Origin of the sequence: Caballeronia sordidicola (genome assembly GCF_002220365.1) — a bacterium.
GTDB lineage: Bacteria > Pseudomonadota > Gammaproteobacteria > Burkholderiales > Burkholderiaceae > Caballeronia > Caballeronia sordidicola_C.
The window spans coordinates 150,049-168,509 of sequence record NZ_MTHB01000109.1 but is presented as its reverse complement, the minus strand read 5'-3'; the positions used below and the strand labels follow the sequence as shown (position 1 = coordinate 168,509).

The window sequence follows — 18,461 nt, the reverse complement described above, 5'->3', positions numbered from 1 at the left end:
CGCGAGCGAAAACCTACTCCACGTTCTCTTCCAATTTCGCCTCAAGCCCGACAATCTTCTCCCGCCGTTCCTTTGACAGATTGCCCACCGGCGGCCCGGCAAAACTCTTGCGCACACCTGCGCCGTACCAGATCAGCATCAGCACCGCGAGCAAGCCGACAATCACATAGATCACTTTTTCATTCGGCGGCTGGATGCCTACATAAGCAAGAATCAACGCACCGATAACTGCCGCGACAGCAAACGGCTTCGACCAGATCCCTAATTGGAACGGTCCTTTCTCGGTCCACGTCTTGCCTTCGGCAAAGATCCCGGCGGCTACCGGCATGGCGTACGAGATGAACAGAAACACCGCGCTTCCTGCGCTCAGCACCGAAAATGCATCGCCGTACAACGTGATGACAATGGCCAGCACCGCCGACACCCAGATCGCAATGCCCGGCGTCCGGTGCGCATTGACCTTGCGCAGGAACTTCGACCCAGGCAGGCCACCGTCGCGCGCAAACGCAAACATCATTCGCGACGTCGAGGTCACCGCGGCCAGTCCGCACACGTAGTTGATAAAAAACAGCAGCAACTCGATCACGATCCGCAACGGTCCTGGAATCGGTGCGAGGATTGCTTCGAAGAATCCGGTGCCCTGCTTGATCGCGGCGCCAATGTCGGGCATCACGAGCACGAACGAGCAGACCAGCACATACCCGAACAAGGTCGACCACAGCACGGACTTGACGATTCCACGCGGCACGTTGCGCGCAGCATCGTGCGTTTCCTCGGACGTGTGCGCGGAGGCATCGAAACCGGTGATCGTATAGGCGGTCAGCAGCAGCCCGGAGAGGAATGCCATTGCCATGGTTTGCGCGGGCCATTGTCCGCCGTCCACGCCCGTGAAATTCTTGAAGGTCCAGAGTCGCGAAAAGTCCACCTTGACCGGCGAGTAGATCACCAGCGACGCCACCAGGATCACCGTCACGACAAAGATCAGGTAGCCGGAGATATCGGTGATCTTGCTTGCGATACGGATACCACGGTGATTCAGGAACGCCTGCGACGCCGTGACCAAAGTAAGAAATATGGTCTGATGCCACCAGCCTAGCGACTCGGGCTTGACGCCGAACATCGGCGCGATCAGGGTGCGGAAGAACGGGTCCCACGTACCGAAGTTGATGGCCGCGACCACGAACACGAGTCCCAGCAGATTGAACCAGGCGGTGAGCCAGCCCCAGGTCTTGCCGCCCAGGATCGAACTCCAGTGATACAGGCCACCGGCCGTCGGATAAGACGAAGCGATCTGTGCCATTGCGGCTGCAACCACCAGCGCGAAGACGGAGCCGAGCGGCCAGCCCAGTCCAATCGATGCTCCGCCGGCCGCGCTGAGTCCAAGCTGGAACGAGGTGATTCCGCCGGACAGGATGCAGATGAGCGAGAACGATACGGCGAAGTTGGAGAACGCGCCCATGCGGCGCGAGAGCTCCTGCGCATACCCCATCTTGTGCAGCAATGAAACGTCGCTATCCGCGCTCTCTGGCGGCGGAACTGCCGTATTGATGTCCATGATGGTCGATCCTTATGGCTGAAGCTGCTTGTAGACGTTGGATTGGCGCTGCGAACTAGCTGCGAACTTAAGCGGCGGTAAAGCAGTTGTCGACGTAGAGATGCGCGCCGTTGATGAAACTGGCGTCGTCGCTGGCGAGAAAGAGCGCAGCCTTGGCTACTTCCTCGGGCGCACAAAGACGGCCCTGCTGAAGCGAGAGCGCCGCTTCGCTGGCATCGAAACCGTATTGCGCGAGCGCGGCTATTTCACGCTGCCCGTGCGGGGTATCGATGAAACCTGGGCACACCGCATTGCAACGGATCCCACGCTCGCGATACTCCACGGCAATCGCCCGCGCGAACATCGCACACGCGCCCTTGGTCGTGCAATACAGCACTTCGAGCGGGGTGGCCGCCGTCGACGAGATCGACGCCGTGCAGACAATCGACCCGCCGCCCGCCCCAAGCATATGGGGCAACACGGCGCGGGTCATCGTGAACATGCTCTTGACGTTGACGTCCATGAGCCACTGGTAGTCCTCGTCGGTGGTATCGAGGAATGGTTTGACGACGATGCTGCCCGCGTGATTGAACAGCACGTCGATCGTTGCGAAGCGCTCGACGATGCGCGCCACGGCGGTTTCTACCTGGTCGGTCTTCGCGACATCCGCCTTGAAGAACTCCGCCACGCCGCCGTTCTCGCGAATCTGCGCCACGACCTGCGTGCCGGCGTCCGCGTTGATATCGACAACCGCGACTTGCGCGCCCTCTTTGGCGAACAGCACGGAGGCCGCACCGCCGCAGCCGGTGGCCCCACCCGACACGACCGCGATCTTCCCCGCGAGTTTCCCGCCAACAGACTCGGATTTGCCCATTCCTGACCTCTCGTTGTTTATCCTTTATTTAGGCTAGGCTCGACACAATTTACGCACTATCCGAAATTGGCAATGGAGCGGGATACACCGCAAAAAAACCGCAAACGGCGTCATGCAGGAGGCTCAAAGGCGCTCCGGGCAGGGTTTTCAGCGATGGGCGCGCGAACGCGCGGCGCTTACCGTGGCGCTCGGCCTGGGCCACAATGGTCAGAATGACCCAGAGGGGGTTGTGGTTGCTTTTTGGTCGTTTACACTTTTTTGACGCGTGCCGTGCGCCAAGGAGTTTTTATGCAAGCGGTCCAACCGGTGCGTCCGGCCGTCGATATCCATTGCTGCCGGAGCATTGACGAGCAGGCCAGGCTGCTCGAAAGCTGGAACCAGACCTACTGTCAGATCTCGCGGGGCGCTTTCGACGGCTCGGTCAGTTCCGTGCATGCGGGCGCGGTACGTATTCTGGTTGAACGGATGAACCGGACGGTGTACCAGCGCGGTTGCGTGGACGTTTCGCGGATCGCCGTGGGCATTCCGTTCCAGCTCGAAGGCCATGCGTTGTTATGCGGTCAGGTGAGTCATCTTGACGGGCTGCATGTTTTCTCCGGGCCCGGAGGGTTCGAGTTTTTATCGCCCGACAAACATGTGGTCGTGAATCTGGAGATAGCACCGCTGGAACTGTCCGACCCGCTGCTTCGGCTTGCCATGGACAACGTCCATCGAGCACTCGGCAACGAACCGGGGGTGCTCAATGCCGATCCCGCCCGGTTGCAGGCGTTCAGGAGCACGCTGGCGGGTCTGCTGGATACGGTCACGTCCTCACCCTCGACGCTTGCCGACGCGAGCGTGTGCGCAAGTTTTGAGCGGTCGGTGATCGTCGGGCTATCCGACTTGCTTGTGGATGTCAGCGATACCGGCACGCGTACCGGAGCATCCCGCAACTGGAAGCTGGTTGGCGCCGTGCGCGAACTGGTGGAAGCGTCGGCGGATTGCCCGCTGTCAGTCGCTGACCTGTGCCTGCGCCTGGGCATCAGCCGGCGCACGGTTCAGTATGCGTTCGAAGAAATCCTCGGTACGAATCCGGCGTCGTACCTGCGTGCCGTGCGGCTCGATCGCGTGCGCAAGGACCTCCTGCATGCCGGCTCGGTCACCGACGCCGCGACCCGCTGGGGCTTCTGGCACTTCGGCCATTTCTCCAGCGACTATCGCGAGCAGTTTGGCGAATTGCCGTCGGAGACATTGCGCCGCTTGCGCAACGGGGCAGGGCGCGCTTGAGCGTTCGAGTTTGCACTTGGTTTGCACTTGGTTTGCATTCGGTTTGCGTCCGGGCATCGAAATACGCATAAGCCTGCGAGGATCGGCCTAAACTAAAAGGTCAGACCTCAACTAGCGAGGAGACCATGCGCTCCCTCCTGTTTGCGCTGTCCCTTTCATTGGCGTGCTTCGTTCCTCGTGCCGGCGCACAGCAGCCGCCGTTATACGAACAATCCGGCGATTTCGTTGCTACTGGCTTTCACTTCGAAGACGGCGCGTCGCTACCCCAGGTCACGCTCCATTACGTTACGCTTGGCGTACCCCGCTGCGATGGCAACGGACACTTCACCAACGTCGTCTTGCTGTTGCACGGTACGACCGACACCGGCCGCGCGTTCCTCACCGCGGCCATGCGCCAGGAGCTGTTCGGCCCCGGCCAACCACTCGATGCCAGCCGTTATTTCATCATCATTCCGGATGGCCTTGGACGCGGCGGCTCAAGCAAACCCAGCGACGGGTTGCGGGCGAAGTTTCCCCAATACGGATACAACGACGTCGTTCAGGCGCAGTACCTGCTCGTCACGCAAGGACTGGGCATCGACCATTTGCGCCTGGTGCTCGGTACGTCGATGGGCGGCATGCAGACGTGGCTATGGGGCGAACGCTATCCGGACATGATGGACGGCCTCATGCCGATTGCGAGCCAGCCGGTTGCACTCACCGGACGCAACGGTTTCTGGCGGCAAATGATTATCGACGCCATTCGGCGGGACCCTGACTGGAACGACGGCAACTACCTGCACCAGCCAATTCAATGGTTACGCGCCATGCCGGTCTTTACGCTGATCACGAGAAACCCTGCGCGCATGCAGGCGTTGTCGCCTACCCCGGGTACTTCACGATGGTCGTATGACGCAGCCGTCTACAGCGGCCGCCAGTACGACGCCAACGACGTGATGTACTGGTTCGAATCGTCGTGGGACTACAACCCCGAAGCGGCACTTGGGGCAATCAAGGCGTCGCTCTTCGCCCTGAATTTCTCCGACGACCTGCTGAACCCGACCGATCTCGGCATCATGCAGCGTCTTGTTCCGCGCGTGCCGCGCGGGCGATTTGTCGAGATGCCGGAGAGCGAACGCTCTTACGGCAACGAGACTATTGACCATCCCGAGGTCTGGAAAAGCTACCTCGCGGCGTTTCTCCAGACCTTGTCGCCGCAGGCGCAATGAAGCCGAGCCCTCGGCCATGAAACATAACCAAGTATCAGACGTCACGGACCCGCAGAGGGTATTAAAACCACGCGGTTTTATCCGGGTCCGCACCAACCGTTCTGAACAGCACACCAAATAGGCGCTTGATTTATTGACTAACCAGTCATAAACTCAACGCATGAGTTCCTATTCCAGTCCGAAAAAAACGGCTTCGGCCATGCAGCGCGGCAGACCGCGCGAGTTCGATGTAGCTTCCGTGTCTGAGGCAGCCGCTCTCGTGTTCTGGGAGCGTGGGTACCATTCGACCTCGCTGGACAATCTTACCGAGGCAACGGGTCTTCTACGCGGTAGTCTTTACGGCGCATTCGGTGACAAGCGAGGCATGCTGCTGGTCGCGCTGGATTACTACGCCGAAGGCGCCGTAGCGAGATTGTCCGAGCGGCTGAATTCGGGTCTTCCACCCCACGAAGCATTGCGTGAAGCGTTGCTGCACCATACCCGAGTGGTATCTGCGCTAACCGGCATACCCGGCTGTTTCGTGACGAATATCGCGCTCGAGATGGTTCCCAGCGACCCGGACGTGACATTGCGGATAGAGTCGATCATGCGGCGGATATCAACGTTGCTCGCGGCGGCCGTTATTCGCGGACAAGCGGAAGGGGTCTTCAATCAGGGGTTGAATGAAAAAGCGGTAGGTGACTTTCTGCTATGCATGACCCAGGGCTTGAGGGTTCTCGGCAAGGTCGTGCATGAAGAGGACCGGCTGACCGCGGCCGTCGACGTGGCCATGCGTGCATTGAGCTGATTTTTTGCCAATTTATTGACCATGGAGTCATAAAATCCGGATTTCGTTTCACGCACTGCGCTAAAAAGCGTCGGACACGTAAAGGCGTCTTAACGTGATATTCCAGGAGACTGAAAGCATGTCATGGACGGTCGATGAACAACTCGCACTCACGGCGACGGAAGCCGTCAGCGCGATCCAGTCGGGCCGCCTGAAGGCCACCGACTACGTCGCCACCTTGCTGGCTCGCGCGGCGGCACTTTCCACGCTCAACGCGCTGACCGCGCTCAATACGGAGGGTGCGCTGGAAGCGGCGCAGCGTATCGATGCCTTGTCAGTCGATGAAAAACGCCGGCTTCCGCTCGCCGGCCTGCCGATCGTGGTGAAGGACAACATCAATACGGCAGGTCTGCAGACGTCGGCAGGTACGCCGGCACTCGAAAATTTCATCCCATCGACGCACGCGCCCTCCGTGCAAAAACTGGTGGACGCCGGTGCGATCCTGCTCGGCAAGGCCAATATGCACGAGCTGGCGCTCGGCATCACTAGTACGAACCTAAGCAACCACGCAGGACCTGTTCGGAATCCTTATAACCCAGCCATGATTCCGGGCGGGTCGTCCGGTGGCACAGCGGTGGCGGTGGCGGCGCGCATGGTGCCTGCGGGGCTCGGCACGGATACTGGCGGTTCGACCCGTATTCCGGCTGCGTTGACCGGTATCGCGGGCTTCCGTCCTTCGGTGGGAAACGGAGGCGATCAGCGCCGTTATCACGATACAAACGCGGTCGTGCCGATCAGCCGCACACGCGATACGGTTGGACCGATGGCACGCACCGTCGCAGATGTCGCGCTTCTCGATGGTGTCGTGAGCGGCGATGGTCCGCTTCCGGGCGTGGCGCTTGAAGACTTGCGCATTGGCCTTCCTGCGTGCTGCTGGGCCGGACTGGATCACGGGCTTGAAACCGTCGCACGCGGTGCCCTCGACCGGCTGAAAGCGGCGGGCGTGACGTTCGTGGACATCGACATGCCGGATCTCTTCGCGTTGAGTGACCAGATCAGCTTTGCCGTGGCCTTGCACGAACCACTCGCAGACCTTCCCGCGTGGCTTATCGCCAACGAGGCGCCGGTCAAGACCGTGGCTGAAGTGGCCGCGCGAATTGCCAGCCCCGACGTGCGCGCCGCGTATGAAGCCATTCTCGCCGATGCGCTCGGCCCGCAATACGACGTGGCCATGAGTACATTGCGGCCACTCCTTCAACGCCTTTACGCGACAACATTTTCCGGGAATGCGCTTGATGCGCTGCTGTTTCCGACAACCCTTCTGCCGGCCGTGCCGATCGATGCGTTGAACGGATCTTCGCAAGTGTCGATCAACGGCGGTGAGCCGATGGATGAAATGGCCGCATTCCTGCGCAACACCGATCCGGCCAGCGTCGCAGGTATTCCGGGCTTGTCGCTGCCGGCCGGGATGACGCAAGAAGGTTTGCCCGTGGGTATTGAACTCGACGGGCCTACCGGTAGCGATCGCCGTTTGCTTGCTATAGGCGTGGCGTTCGAGCAGGTGCTGGGTTCACTGCCTGCGCCAATGTTGTGATACGGGCGTTGCCGGGCATCACCGTCCCGGCAGTGCCGTCCACTGCGTAATTGCTTGTGCTTTTGAGGCAAGCAAATACTGCACATTTTTTTCTCCATTTATTGACTATATGGTCATGAAATCAGATCTGATTTTGCAGGACCCGTCCGTCGGCATGCATTCAGCGTCGACCCGGACCGGCGCACTGGCTTTGCTTGTGCTGCTCACGGGCGCATTCCTTTCGCCGCTTGATTACTTCATCGTGAATCTTGCGTTGCCGGCCATTCGCTCAGGGCTGCACGCCAGTTCGGCAGAGCTGCAACTGATCGTGTCCGTATACACGGCCGCGTTCGCTGTCTTTCTGGTGACGGGCGGACGCCTTGGCGACATGTTCGGACGCAAGCGGATATTCATGCTCGGCATGGCGGGGTTTGTCGTGTCGTCGGCGCTGTGCGCGGGGGCGCCGAATGCCACGGTGCTGGTGATCGGGCGAATGCTCCAGGGGGCGTCGGCTTCGGTGATGGTGCCGCAGATCCTTGCCACAATCCGGACCGTGTTCCCCCAGGAGCAGCAGACGAAAGTCATGAGCCTGTATGGATTCATCTATGGCTTTGCCTCGGTCGTGGGTCAGATAGGCGGTGGCGCGTTGATCACGCTTCGTCCGTTCGGGCTTGGTTGGCAATCGATCTTCCTGATCAACCTGCCAGTCGGATGCCTGGCGCTGGCCGGCGCGTGGCGCTTCGTGCCGGAAAATCGTCCCGCACAAAGCACGCGTATTGACGCAGCGGGCCTGATGCTTTTGTCGCTCTTCATGGCCTTGGTGATCTATCCGTTGACGCAGGGCCGGGAGGCCGGATGGCCCGCGTGGACGCTTGTTTCACTGGGGGCGAGTGTGCCGGTTTTCGCCGTGTTCCTGTTGATGGAATACCGCTTGAAACAGAAAGGCGGAGACCCGCTTGTCGACCTCGGTTTATTCAGCAATCCTGTTTTTTCAATCGGATTGGTCCTGGCCTTTTGCTTCTACTGCGACAGCGTTTTTTTCCTGACTTACGGAATCTATCTGCAGAATGGTTTGCGCTTTTCGCCGCTTGCTGCGGGGATCGCGATTTTCCCGTTCGGCGCCGGCTCTATTCTGGGGCCCTTGTTGTCGCCGATACTCGTGCGACGAGTCGGCAACCGTATCCTTGTCATTGGCTTTGCATTGCTTGCTGCCGGATTCGCGGCGTCCGCGGGCGCATTGTTTCGTGGGGTTGAACCAGGGCCGCTGTTTTATGCCGGGCTGCTACTGGCAGGGATGGGGCACGGCATTGTGCTGCCGTCGGTGGTGCGGATCGTGATAGGGGAGGTTGGACCGGCGCAAGCCGGGCTTGCATCGAGTGTGGTCACGTCCATGTTGCAGATCGGGTCGGCGTTCGGTGCGACTGCTATCAGCGGGGCTTTCTTTTCAGTGCTGTCGGCAGGGACATCGGCCGCGGACTATGCACACGCTTATCAGGTGAGCATTGCGATTGTGGCGGCGCTGTTTGTCGGCTGCGTCGGGCTTTCGATGGTACTGGCGTCGACGCGAGCGAAACCCGCTTGAGAATGATGGACCGAGGAAGCAAAAAGCCACCGCCCTAAAGCACATTCAGCATCGCTAGTGCGGTCTCCTGCAAGCGGTGTACTACCCGGTTAATCGCGGCCTCGGTGGTCTCCTTGCCCATCGGCATGTTAGTACTAAGCGCGGCGACAACTTCACCGTGCCGGTCCTTCATCGGCACTGCAATACCCCGCACCCCCACCTGCAATTGTTGTTCGATGACCGCAAAACCATCGGCCCGGGCTTGCCGGATTTTCTCCGCAAGACGCACCGTGTTCGTCAGCGTATGAGGCGTAAACGGCGTCAGCACGGTCGTGTGCAGCCACTCATGAACAGCTTCCTCGTCGGGCTTGTAAGCAAGCAGCACTACGCCTGGCGAAGTCAGCGGCGCAGGCACCCGGGCGCCCAGGACAAACCCCGTGGTCATGACCCGGGAGGTCCCGTTGCGTGCAATGAAAACCAGCTCCCATTCATCGAGCACACTGATATAGACCGACTCATTGAGCGTCGCGCTCAGTTGCTGGAGGTATGGCTGGACCAGTTTCGGCAAGCGTGCGGAATCGAAGTACGACCAGCCAACGCGCAGCACGCGCGGCGTCAGTCCAAACAGTTTGCCATCGCTTTCCACATAACCAAGACTCTCCAGCGTCAGCAAATGCCGGCGCGCCGCGGTCCGGGTCATGCCCGTGCGGGCCGCTGCTTGCGTAGGGGTCATGCGGGCGTGCTCGCTGTCGAATGCTTCGAGTACCGCCAACCCCTTCTCAAGTCCCGCGATCCAGTCGCGCTTGTCCAACGGCGGTCGTTTGGTCATAAGCATTAACCCTCATTCCGTGCGATCAATGATGATGTGTGAGCGATTATCGCGCACATTCACTAAACATTGCTTCGTGTCGGCGAAGCCAATCCTTATCCTTTGTTTCACCGGCTTGATGAACGAAGCTATGGAGCAGAGGGGACATCATGAGGATCACCGGCACGACCCGGATTTTTTATTGCATCGCCGATCCAGTAGATCAGGTGCGTGCGCCCGAGGTCTTTAACGAGGTGTTTGCGCGGCATGAAGTCGACGCCGTCATGGTGCCCCTGCGCGTCACGGCGGGCCATCTTGCGGCAACGTTGCGATGCCTTCTTGCCTCGCCCACAGTCGGCGGCGTGTCGCTGTCCATCCCGCACAAGGCGGCAGCGGCAGCGACGGTGGACCACTGTTCGCGGGCTGCGCTGGCCGCGAATGCGGTCAATGCGATCAGGCGCAATCCGGATGGCGAACTCGAAGGGGACTTGTTCGATGGGGCAGGTTTTATCCGCTCGATGGATCGCAGAGGCCTGACTTACGCGGGCCGCCGGATCCTCATGTTGGGCGCGGGCGGGGCGGCATCGGCGGTGGCGACCGCGCTGGCAGCAGCCGGTGTGGCCGAACTCGCGCTCTTCGACCCCGACCACAGTAAAGCGCAGCATCTCGCCGCCGTGTTGAGGCGCGATTTCCACATCGAGGCTAGCGATGTACCGACCAATGATCCGCAAGATTATGACGTGGTCATCAATGCATCCCCGCTCGGTTTGAAGGATAGCGACCCGCTGCCCGTGGATGTCGGGGCGATTCGGGAAGACGCGGTCGTATGCGACATCCTGATGAAAAACCAGCCCACGCCGTTGCTGCGCGCGGCCCGCTCAAGGGGGCTGATTGCAGAACCCGGCTTCGACATGCTCATCCAGCAGACGCCGCTCTATCTCGACTTTTTCGGTTATCCGGAACTTGGCCAATCCGTGCGTTCGGACGATGGGTATCTGCTGGACCTGATCACGCCGGACGCGCTGCGTCGCCGTTCAGGCGCCTCGATGCGCCCGCAGATCACCGACACCCCGGCCTAGTGCTAACCCCGAAAACGATCGTTAATCGCACATAAACAGTCGATCATCGTTTTAATTTTCGCGCCAATCATTGATCGGGCGATGCCGCCGCCCTATGCTCCATTCACCGCAGCGCGCCACGCGCTTTTACCTGCAGACCATGTCCTGCAGCCCAACATCAATACACATCAGAGACAACGTAATGACTATCGCTATCCAGCCTTCGGACGTCGCAGCAGTAGACCGGGAGAAGAGCCGGGCACGCAAGGCGGCGCTTGGCAGTTTTGTCGGTGCAGTGGTCGACTGGTATGACTTCCTGCTCTACGGCATCATCGCGGCGATTGTTTTCAACACCGAGTTCTTCCCGAAAGTCAGCCCTGCAATGGGCACGCTCGCAGCGTTCGGGACCTTTGGCGTGGGCTTTTTGTTTCGCCCGCTGGGTGGTTTTGTATTCGGCCACTATGGCGACCGGCTGGGCCGCAAGCGCATGCTGGTGCTGACCGTGATGATGATGGGTCTCTCGACCGCGATGATCGGGTTGCTGCCCACGTTTGCGACCGTCGGCTGGTGGGCGCCGGTCCTGCTTATCGCCTTGCGTGCGATCCAGGGCTTCGCGGTTGGCGGCGAATGGGGCGGCGCGGCATTGATGGCGGTGGAAAGCGCGCCCGGCAAGAAGAAGGCGTTCTACAGTAGTGGCGTGCAGGTCGGTTATGGCGTGGGATTGGTGCTTGCAACCGGCATTGTCTCAATCCTCAGCCAGACCATGGACGATGCGACCTTCAAGACCTGGGGCTGGCGCATCCCGTTCGTGTTCAGCGTTGTGCTGGTCCTGATCGGGCTGTGGGTGCGATCGAGCATGGAGGAGTCGCAGGAGTTCGTTAAGAAAGTGATCGAGAAAGGGCAGAAAACCCGCCGCCTGCCGATCTTCGAAGCGTTGCGCCAGCATCCGAAAGCCTTCTTGCTGATCATTGCGCTGCGCCTCGCCGAACTGTTCACGATGTACATCGTCACGGCATTTGCCCTCAGCTACTCAACGACCAACCTCGGCATGCCGCGCCAGTTCTTCCTGAACATCGGCTTGCTCGTCGGGGCGCTCAGCATCGTGACCATTCCGTGCTTTGCGATGCTCGCCGACCGCTTTGGCCGCCGCCGTATTTACATGATCGGCGCGCTCGTCGGCATGCTCAGTGCCATTCCGTTCTTTGTCGCACTCGACGCTCGCTCGACCGTCTGGATCGTGATCTTTTCGGTGATGCTGGCGAACATTGCGCACGACATGGTGGTCAGCGTCCAGCAGCCGATGTTTACCGAACTTTTCGGCACGGAGTATCGATACAGCGGCGCAGGCGTGGGTTATCAGGTGGCGAGCGTGGTCGGCGGCGGCTTCACGCCGTTCATCGCCGTGGCGCTGGTGAGCTTCGCCGGTGGTTCGTGGCACCCGGTTGCGGCTTACCTGGCTATTGGCTGCCTGATTTCCGTGGTGGTCGCCGGTGGTATGAAGCGGACTTAAGCACGGGGCTCCGGGTTACCGGCATGAGCCCACACTTCATTCAATGGAAATCAAATCATGACTGATCCCTGCATTATCTCGGTTGCGATCACGGGCTCCGTGCCGCGCAAGAAGGACAATCCGGCGGTACCCATCTCGATCTCGGAGCAGGTCGAGAGCACGCACGCTGCGTACGAAGCGGGCGCGTCGCTCGTGCACTTGCATGTGCGCGACGAGCAGGAGAATTCCAGCTCGGACCGCTCGCGTTTCGAGGCGCTTCAGGACGGCATCCGGCAACATTGCCCGGACATCATCATCCAGTTCTCGACGGGTGGGCGCGGACGTTCTTTCGAGCAACGCGGCGCGATGCTCGATCTGCGCCCGGACATGGCTTCGCTCGCCACGGGGTCGGTCAACTTTCCGACCACGGTCTACGAAAACCCGCCTGACTTCGTGCGTTCGCTCGCGAAGTCGATGCTCGATCACGGCGTTAAACCCGAGATAGAAATCTTCGATCTGGCCATGCTCTACAGCACCGTCGATCTGGTCGGGCAGGGGCTGCTGGCATCGCCGGTCCACGTCCAGTTCGTGATGGGCGTGAAGAACGCGTTGCCGGCCAAGCGCGAAATCCTTGAGTTCGAAGTGGAGCGGCTGCGTGCCGAGTTACCCGATGCAACGTGGACCGCAGCAGGCATCGGCCGGCATCAGCTTGAGGTGAACCACTGGATGCTTGAACTGGGCGGTCACTGCCGCACCGGTCTCGAAGACAACATTCGCTGGGACAAGGACACGCTTGCCACGAGTAACGCTCAGCTGGTGAGCCGCGTAGCTGCGCTGTGTGGCGAGTATGGGCGTCCGGTGGCAAGCGCGGCGCAGGCCCGGGAACTGCTGCATTTGCCTGCGCTTTAGTCTTCCGCTGGCGACCGATATAGCGACAGGAATACGGCGGTGCCCCGCATACCGGTGGTGGCCTGCTTGTTGAAAGAGAACTTACGATGCTACGTTCAATTGCCACCGTCTCAGTCAGCGGCACGCTGGTCGAGAAGCTCAAGGCTATCAGCCGCGCCGGGTTCGACGGCGTCGAGATCTTCGAAAACGACTTGCTGTACTTCGATGGCTCACCCGCCGACGTCCGGCGCATCTGCGCCGACCTCGGCCTCCGGATCATGCTGTTCCAGCCCTTCCGCGACTTCGAGGGGGTCTCGCCGGAACGACTGGCCCGCAACCTTGAACGCGCGCGGCGCAAGTTCGAACTGATGCATGAACTCGGCACGGATCGCGTGCTGGTGTGCAGCAATGCCTTGGCGGATTCAATCGGCGGCGACGCATTGATCGTCGATCAGCTCGGTCAGTTCGCCGACCTCGCGCGTTCGGAAGGCGTGATGGCAGGATATGAAGCACTGGCGTGGGGGCGGCACGTCAACTCGTACAAACATGCGTGGCGGCTGGTCGACACGCTCGATCATCCGAACCTCGGCCTGATCCTCGACAGCTTTCATACGCTTTCCATCGGCGACTCAGTCGATGAAATCGCTCGCATTCCAGCAGACCGGATCACGTTCGTGCAGATCGCGGACGCGCCGAAGATGGCAATGGATGTGCTTGAATGGAGCCGGCATTACCGTTGTTTCCCGGGGCAAGGCGATCTCGATGTGGCCGGCTTTACACGTCAGGTACTGGCGTCGGGATATGCCGGGCCGCTGTCATTGGAGATTTTCAACGACGGATTTCGCGCGGCGCCGAACGCGGCGACGGCCGTTGACGGTTATCGCTCGCTGCTGTATCTGGAAGAACAATGCGCGGGCGCTTTAACAGCGACGTCGCATGAGACGTTGTTCCATCCGCCCGCCGCGCCTGCGCACACGGGCTTTCAGTTCCTCGAATTCGCCGTCGATCCGGCCGGTGGTCCGACGCTTGCCCAATGGCTCGAACGCCTGGGCTTTCGCGCGGCTGGCCGGCATCGCTCGAAGAATGTCACGCTGTACGCGCAGGGCGACGCGTGCATTCTCCTGAACGGCGAGACGGACTCCTTCGCGAGCGCGTTTCATCAGGCGCATGGCTTGTCGATCTGCGCGTCGGCGTATCGCGTGGATAACGCCGCGCAGGCGTTCGAGCGCGCGGCCGCTTTTGGCTACGCGCCATTTTCGGGCAAGGTCGGTCCCAACGAGCGCGTGGTGCCGAGCGTGCAGGCACCCGATAACAGCTTGCAGTACTTCGTCGACGAGGCGCCGGGCGAGCCCACGCTCTATGAGACCGATTTCAACTTGACTGATACAGGCAAGCAGGACCGTGCCGATATCCTGCGCCGTATCGACCATGTGTGCCTGAACCTGCCTGCCGACACGCTGGATACGTGGGTGCTTTTTTTCAAGGCGACGTTCGGTTTCGATGCCGAGCCGTCGGTCCTCTTACCGGACCCGTACGGCCTTGTCAGAAGCCGCGCGGTGCGCAGCCGGGACGGTTCCGTGCGGATCGTGCTCAACGCGTCGGCGGACCGGCATACGGCAGTGGTGGAGTCGCTGTCGACCTACCGCGGTTCCGGGCTGAATCACGTTGCGTTCGCGACCGACGACATTTTCGCGGCCGTCGCGCAGTTGCGCGAGCGGGGCGTGCCGCTCCTGCACATTCCCCGCAATTATTACGACGATCTCGAGGCGCGCTACGATCTCGACCCGGCCCAGCTCGCACAAATGCGTGAGGGCGGCATCCTGTATGACCGCGACAACGCGGGCGGCGAGTTTTTCCAGGTCTACACGGAGCAGTTCGCGGAGCGGTTTTTCCTGGAGGTCGTGCAACGCAAGGGCGCCTATGACGGCTATGGTGCGGTGAACGCGCCAGTTCGGCTCGCGGCCCACGCCCAACGACGCCATCAGGAGCGGGTAGCCGGGGCGGCGTGACCGAGCTGGCGGTCTGGTCTGGGGACGCCCTGCTGGCTTGAGACAGTGCTCGACAGTTTGACGCTTTGATGCCAGAGACGATAATCTGTCTCGGCGTCAGCGCGGCAGGTGGCTGCAGCGCTGACGCACGAGTGCACAGACAGCGACGGACCTGACTTTCTCAGAGGTGATTTTCGATGACCAACGATGCTTTTCTGCCTGGCGCTGCCTCGGCGCAATCCCTGCAGGACAGCGACAATCCGCTGGGCGTCGCCGGGCTTGAATTCGTGGAATTTTCGAGCCCGGACCCGGCGCGGTTGCGCACGCTCTTCGAGCAACTTGGCTTTACGCAAGTGGCGCACCATGTCAGCAAGGACGTCACCCTGTTCCGGCAGGGCAGCATGAATTTTCTCATCAACGCCGACGACGATTCGTTCGCAGCGCGGTTCGCGGTAAATCATGGGGTGGGCATCTGCGCGATCGGGCTAAGGGTGTTCGATGCGCAGACTTCGCACGAGCGTGCCATCGAATTCGGGGCGTGGGATTTCGAGGGTGAGCGCGTCGGGCCGAACGAATTGTTGATTCCCGCGATCCAGGGTATTGGGGATTCGCATATTTACTTCGTGGACCATTGGGAAGGGCGGCAGGAGCCGAGCGAAAAGGCACGGTCTATCTACGATATTGATTTCGCCTGGCTCGACCCGCAGGAGACGCGTGCAGCGCTGCATTCCAACAACGCTGGTTTGAGCAAGGTCGACCATTTCACGCAGACGGTTGGGGCGGGGCGGCTGGCGGACTGGCTCGAGTTTTATCTCCAGGTCCTTCATTTCAAGGAGATCCATGCGGTTCATCCGGACTGGAAGGTGGCGCAGGATCTGCCTGTGATTGTGTCGCCTTGCCAGACGTTGAGCATTCCCGTTTATGAGGAAGGGACCTACCGCACGAGTCTGATGCAGGACTATCTGCCCGATCATACGGGCGAGGGGGTCCAGCATATTGCGCTCGCGGCGAAGGATATTTTTGCGTCGGTGGATATCTTGCGGTCGCGAGGCATTCGTTTCGTGCAGCCGCCGGCAAGGTATTACGAACAACTCGATGAACGTTTACCCGGGCATGGGCTGGACGTTGAAGCCCTGCGGTCGAGGGGCATCCTGGTAGACGGGACGATCGCGGCCGATGGAAGCGCGCGGCTCTTCCTGCAGACCTTTATTCAACGCGACCGCGGCGATATGTTTTTTGAAATCGTGGAGAGGCGTGGCGACCACGGGTTCGGGGAAGGAAATTTGATCGCCTTGGGCAAGGCGCGGGAGGCTTAGGCAGTTCGCTCGCTTTGCTTGCATATCCATGCCACATCGCGAGCAAGAAACCAGATTCTACTCAGACTCTACTGTGATCGAAACTTCCCCCTGGATGCCCTGATCAATTCAAGCACGGCGTGCAATATGGGCGACGTATCCCCCCGCCGATACAAACAGCTCAGTTCAATATTGCGAAGCTGTTTAGACCTGAGCGGTCGATAAACCACCCCTGGCAAGCGGAGATTCGCGGCGGATTCCGTCGTGACGCAAACACCAAAGCGGCTGGCGACCAGCGCAATACACGTCACCACGTCCTCGACTTCCTGCTCCACGCGCAACCGCACACCTTCAGCCCGGAACGCCGCGGCGACTTCCTGTGCAAGTCCATGCACCGGCGCGTTCGGGTAAAGAATCATCCGTTCATTGTCCAAATCGCCAAGCGTGATCGACTTCTTCACACATAGCGGATGACCCTCGTAAAGCGCGACCAGGAAGGGCTCACGCTGAACCCATTCCACCGCTATATCCGCTTCATCCGGTACCAACCGGTTAAACCCGATCGTGATACGGCGCTCACGCAAGGCAGCGATCTGATCGGCCTTTGACATATTATGCAAGCCGATCTTCACATCGGGCCGATCGGTATGAAACTGCGCAAGCAAACGCGGAATCACGTTCAGGATCCCCGAACTGAAGATGCCGACATCCAGCCGGCCGACATATCCCTGACCCGCGAGCTGCGCCTGCTCCTGTGCACGGCGAGCTAGCGCAAGCACGTTCGGTACCTCGTCAAGCAACGCCTGACCCGCTTGCGTCAATTCCGCCCCCTTCGGCGTGCGCACGAATAACGGCGCGCCCAGTTCCTCTTCCAACGCGCGAATGCTACGCGTGAGCGGTGGTTGAGCCATGTGAAGACGCTCGGCAGCGCGGCCGAAATTCAACTCCTCGGCAAGCGCCAGAAACTGCCGCATCTGCTTCAAATCCATCGCCACTCCCACGTTCAAACTCAATACCGGAATGGTATCGGAATTTGAAAAAACGGTATTGGACGATATCCCTCGTGACCGCGCATGATTCCCGAAGAGTAAGAACGATGCGTTCCACGCGATCACGAACTCGCCTTATCCGGTTCAACCAAAAGACGCCGCGAGCAGTGGAGACAAACGATGATCATCACGCGTCAGGAAGACATCACGCGGGCCGTGCTAGACGAACTAAGTCGAGCCCATAACCCGCGATTCCGCGAAATCATGTCTGCGGCAGTGCGTCATCTGCATGATTTCGCACGCGAAGCAAAACTCACGGAAGCGGAATTCCATCAAGCCTGCGGTGTCATTGCCAAGCTGGGTCAACTCACTACCGTGTCGCACAACGAGGTCGTGTTGATCGCCGGTTCGCTCGGTCTTTCGTCACTGGTCTGCCTGCTCAACAACGGCGACCACGGTCAAACCGATACGACCGCGAACCTCATGGGTCCGTTTTGGCGAAGCGACTCGCCACGTACAGAAAACGGCACTTCAATCGTTCGGTCGCCGACTCCCGGCACGCCTATTTTCGTCAACGCATGGGTCCGCGATCTCCAGGGTCAACCCGTGGCTGACGCGCAGGTCGACGTTTGGCATACGTCGGCGGAAGGGTTCTATGAGAATCAGGACCCCGAGCAAGCCGACATGAACCTGCGCGGAAAACTGACCACCAACGCCGAGGGGCACATCGCTTTCCGCAGCGTCAAACCGGCGGGTTATCCGATCCCGTTGTCCGGTCCCGTGGGTGAATTGCTGAGCGCTCAAGGCCGTCACAACATGCGGCCCGCGCATATCCATTTCATGATCTATAAGCCGGGTTTCAAGACGCAATTCTCGCAGGTCTATTCAAGCGACGACCCCAATCTCGATACCGATGTCCAGTTCGGCGTCACACGCGCACTGGTGGGGCAGTACGTGCTGCATGACAGCCATACCGAGCCTGCGCCATCAGACGATATAGAAGGCGCTTGGTATTCGCTCGATCACCACTTCAAGATTGAAGCGGGCGAAGCGAAGCTGCCGAAACCACCGATCACTGGCAAAGCCGAAGGCGCGCGCCCGACGCTCGCGGTGCTGGCGAGAACCTGACGGCGAAACACGTCGGACCGATTTAAACCAAAGGGA

15 protein-coding genes are annotated in these 18,461 nt (G+C 60.3%); 11 read left to right on the top strand and 4 right to left on the bottom strand.

Going from position 1 to position 18,461, the window contains the following annotated elements:
* Positions 1 to 13: 13 nt before the first annotated feature.
* Together BSU04_RS16825 and BSU04_RS16820 are read right to left on the bottom strand one after the other, a co-directional pair.
* Positions 14 to 1,555, bottom strand: a complete 1,542-nt coding sequence (locus BSU04_RS16825) for an amino acid permease (RefSeq protein WP_089161654.1) — start codon at positions 1,553 to 1,555, stop codon at positions 14 to 16.
* Positions 1,556 to 1,622: 67 nt separating this feature from the next.
* Complete coding sequence (locus tag BSU04_RS16820) at positions 1,623 to 2,408, bottom strand: SDR family NAD(P)-dependent oxidoreductase (protein ID WP_089161653.1); 786 nt, start codon at positions 2,406 to 2,408, stop codon at positions 1,623 to 1,625.
* 288 nt (positions 2,409 to 2,696) lie between these two features.
* On the opposite strand from BSU04_RS16820, the gene BSU04_RS16815 reads away from it, so the two are divergent.
* The 5 genes from BSU04_RS16815 to BSU04_RS16795 all read left to right on the top strand — a co-directional run bounded on the left by BSU04_RS16815 (position 2,697) and on the right by BSU04_RS16795 (position 8,803).
* Complete coding sequence (locus BSU04_RS16815) at positions 2,697 to 3,674, top strand: helix-turn-helix domain-containing protein (protein ID WP_089161652.1); 978 nt, start codon at positions 2,697 to 2,699, stop codon at positions 3,672 to 3,674.
* A gap of 125 nt (positions 3,675 to 3,799) precedes the next feature.
* Entirely contained in the window at positions 3,800 to 4,882 is a 1,083-nt protein-coding gene (locus tag BSU04_RS16810) for an alpha/beta fold hydrolase (RefSeq protein ID WP_089161651.1), read from the top strand.
* Between the two features lie 199 nt (positions 4,883 to 5,081).
* Positions 5,082 to 5,669: a TetR/AcrR family transcriptional regulator gene (locus BSU04_RS16805; protein WP_256982874.1), complete on the top strand. Its 588-nt coding sequence runs from the start codon at positions 5,082 to 5,084 to the stop codon at positions 5,667 to 5,669.
* 118 nt (positions 5,670 to 5,787) lie between these two features.
* Positions 5,788 to 7,242 (top strand): indoleacetamide hydrolase, encoded by a 1,455-nt coding sequence (iaaH, locus tag BSU04_RS16800; RefSeq protein ID WP_089161649.1) that lies wholly within the window; start codon positions 5,788 to 5,790, stop codon positions 7,240 to 7,242.
* A gap of 115 nt (positions 7,243 to 7,357) precedes the next feature.
* The gene (locus tag BSU04_RS16795; RefSeq protein WP_256982872.1) at positions 7,358 to 8,803 is read left to right on the top strand and encodes an MFS transporter; all 1,446 of its coding nucleotides are present in this window, start codon (positions 7,358 to 7,360) and stop codon (positions 8,801 to 8,803) included.
* Positions 8,804 to 8,837: 34 nt separating this feature from the next.
* Here BSU04_RS16795 and BSU04_RS16790 read toward each other — a convergent pair whose 3' ends face one another.
* Positions 8,838 to 9,611 (bottom strand): IclR family transcriptional regulator domain-containing protein, encoded by a 774-nt coding sequence (locus tag BSU04_RS16790; protein ID WP_089161719.1) that lies wholly within the window; start codon positions 9,609 to 9,611, stop codon positions 8,838 to 8,840.
* Positions 9,612 to 9,760: 149 nt separating this feature from the next.
* Here BSU04_RS16790 and BSU04_RS16785 point away from each other — a divergent pair, with 149 nt between their 5' ends.
* The 5 genes from BSU04_RS16785 (at position 9,761) to BSU04_RS16765 (ending at position 16,329) form a co-directional block, all read left to right on the top strand.
* A complete protein-coding gene (locus BSU04_RS16785) occupies positions 9,761 to 10,669 on the top strand; it encodes a shikimate dehydrogenase family protein (RefSeq protein WP_089161647.1) in 909 nt (302 codons plus the stop codon).
* A gap of 181 nt (positions 10,670 to 10,850) precedes the next feature.
* On the top strand, positions 10,851 to 12,158 hold the full coding sequence (gene shiA, locus BSU04_RS16780; RefSeq protein ID WP_089161646.1) for a shikimate transporter: 1,308 nt from the start codon (positions 10,851 to 10,853) through the stop codon (positions 12,156 to 12,158).
* A gap of 57 nt (positions 12,159 to 12,215) precedes the next feature.
* Positions 12,216 to 13,046, top strand: coding sequence for a 3-keto-5-aminohexanoate cleavage protein (locus BSU04_RS16775; protein WP_089161645.1), 831 nt, complete (start codon positions 12,216 to 12,218; stop codon positions 13,044 to 13,046).
* Between the two features lie 86 nt (positions 13,047 to 13,132).
* Positions 13,133 to 15,034 (top strand): bifunctional sugar phosphate isomerase/epimerase/4-hydroxyphenylpyruvate dioxygenase family protein, encoded by a 1,902-nt coding sequence (locus tag BSU04_RS16770; protein WP_089161644.1) that lies wholly within the window; start codon positions 13,133 to 13,135, stop codon positions 15,032 to 15,034.
* Between the two features lie 176 nt (positions 15,035 to 15,210).
* A complete protein-coding gene (locus BSU04_RS16765; RefSeq protein ID WP_089161643.1) occupies positions 15,211 to 16,329 on the top strand; it encodes a 4-hydroxyphenylpyruvate dioxygenase family protein in 1,119 nt (372 codons plus the stop codon).
* Positions 16,330 to 16,397: 68 nt separating this feature from the next.
* Here BSU04_RS16765 and BSU04_RS16760 read toward each other — a convergent pair whose 3' ends face one another.
* Positions 16,398 to 17,297 (bottom strand): LysR substrate-binding domain-containing protein, encoded by a 900-nt coding sequence (locus BSU04_RS16760; RefSeq protein ID WP_089161642.1) that lies wholly within the window; start codon positions 17,295 to 17,297, stop codon positions 16,398 to 16,400.
* Positions 17,298 to 17,477: 180 nt separating this feature from the next.
* Here BSU04_RS16760 and BSU04_RS16755 point away from each other — a divergent pair, with 180 nt between their 5' ends.
* A complete protein-coding gene (locus BSU04_RS16755) occupies positions 17,478 to 18,425 on the top strand; it encodes a dioxygenase family protein (RefSeq protein ID WP_089161641.1) in 948 nt (315 codons plus the stop codon).
* Positions 18,426 to 18,461 lie beyond the last annotated feature (36 nt).

Excerpts from the sequence above, each read along its gene's own strand:
- BSU04_RS16825 (WP_089161654.1), bottom strand. The coding sequence starts at position 1,555 with ATGGACATCAATACGGCAGTTCCGCCGCCAGAGAGCGCGGATAGCGAC.
- BSU04_RS16760 (WP_089161642.1), bottom strand. The coding sequence starts at position 17,297 with ATGGATTTGAAGCAGATGCGGCAGTTTCTGGCGCTTGCCGAGGAGTTG.
- BSU04_RS16805 (WP_256982874.1), top strand. The coding sequence starts at position 5,082 with ATGCAGCGCGGCAGACCGCGCGAGTTCGATGTAGCTTCCGTGTCTGAG.
- BSU04_RS16795 (WP_256982872.1), top strand. The coding sequence starts at position 7,358 with ATGAAATCAGATCTGATTTTGCAGGACCCGTCCGTCGGCATGCATTCA.
- BSU04_RS16820 (WP_089161653.1), bottom strand. The coding sequence starts at position 2,408 with ATGGGCAAATCCGAGTCTGTTGGCGGGAAACTCGCGGGGAAGATCGCG.
- BSU04_RS16770 (WP_089161644.1), top strand. The coding sequence starts at position 13,133 with ATGCTACGTTCAATTGCCACCGTCTCAGTCAGCGGCACGCTGGTCGAG.
- iaaH (WP_089161649.1), top strand. The coding sequence starts at position 5,788 with ATGTCATGGACGGTCGATGAACAACTCGCACTCACGGCGACGGAAGCC.
- BSU04_RS16765 (WP_089161643.1), top strand. The coding sequence starts at position 15,211 with ATGACCAACGATGCTTTTCTGCCTGGCGCTGCCTCGGCGCAATCCCTG.
- BSU04_RS16755 (WP_089161641.1), top strand. The coding sequence starts at position 17,478 with ATGATCATCACGCGTCAGGAAGACATCACGCGGGCCGTGCTAGACGAA.
- BSU04_RS16815 (WP_089161652.1), top strand. The coding sequence starts at position 2,697 with ATGCAAGCGGTCCAACCGGTGCGTCCGGCCGTCGATATCCATTGCTGC.
- BSU04_RS16790 (WP_089161719.1), bottom strand. The coding sequence starts at position 9,611 with ATGACCAAACGACCGCCGTTGGACAAGCGCGACTGGATCGCGGGACTT.
- BSU04_RS16775 (WP_089161645.1), top strand. The coding sequence starts at position 12,216 with ATGACTGATCCCTGCATTATCTCGGTTGCGATCACGGGCTCCGTGCCG.
- BSU04_RS16810 (WP_089161651.1), top strand. The coding sequence starts at position 3,800 with ATGCGCTCCCTCCTGTTTGCGCTGTCCCTTTCATTGGCGTGCTTCGTT.
- shiA (WP_089161646.1), top strand. The coding sequence starts at position 10,851 with ATGACTATCGCTATCCAGCCTTCGGACGTCGCAGCAGTAGACCGGGAG.
- BSU04_RS16785 (WP_089161647.1), top strand. The coding sequence starts at position 9,761 with ATGAGGATCACCGGCACGACCCGGATTTTTTATTGCATCGCCGATCCA.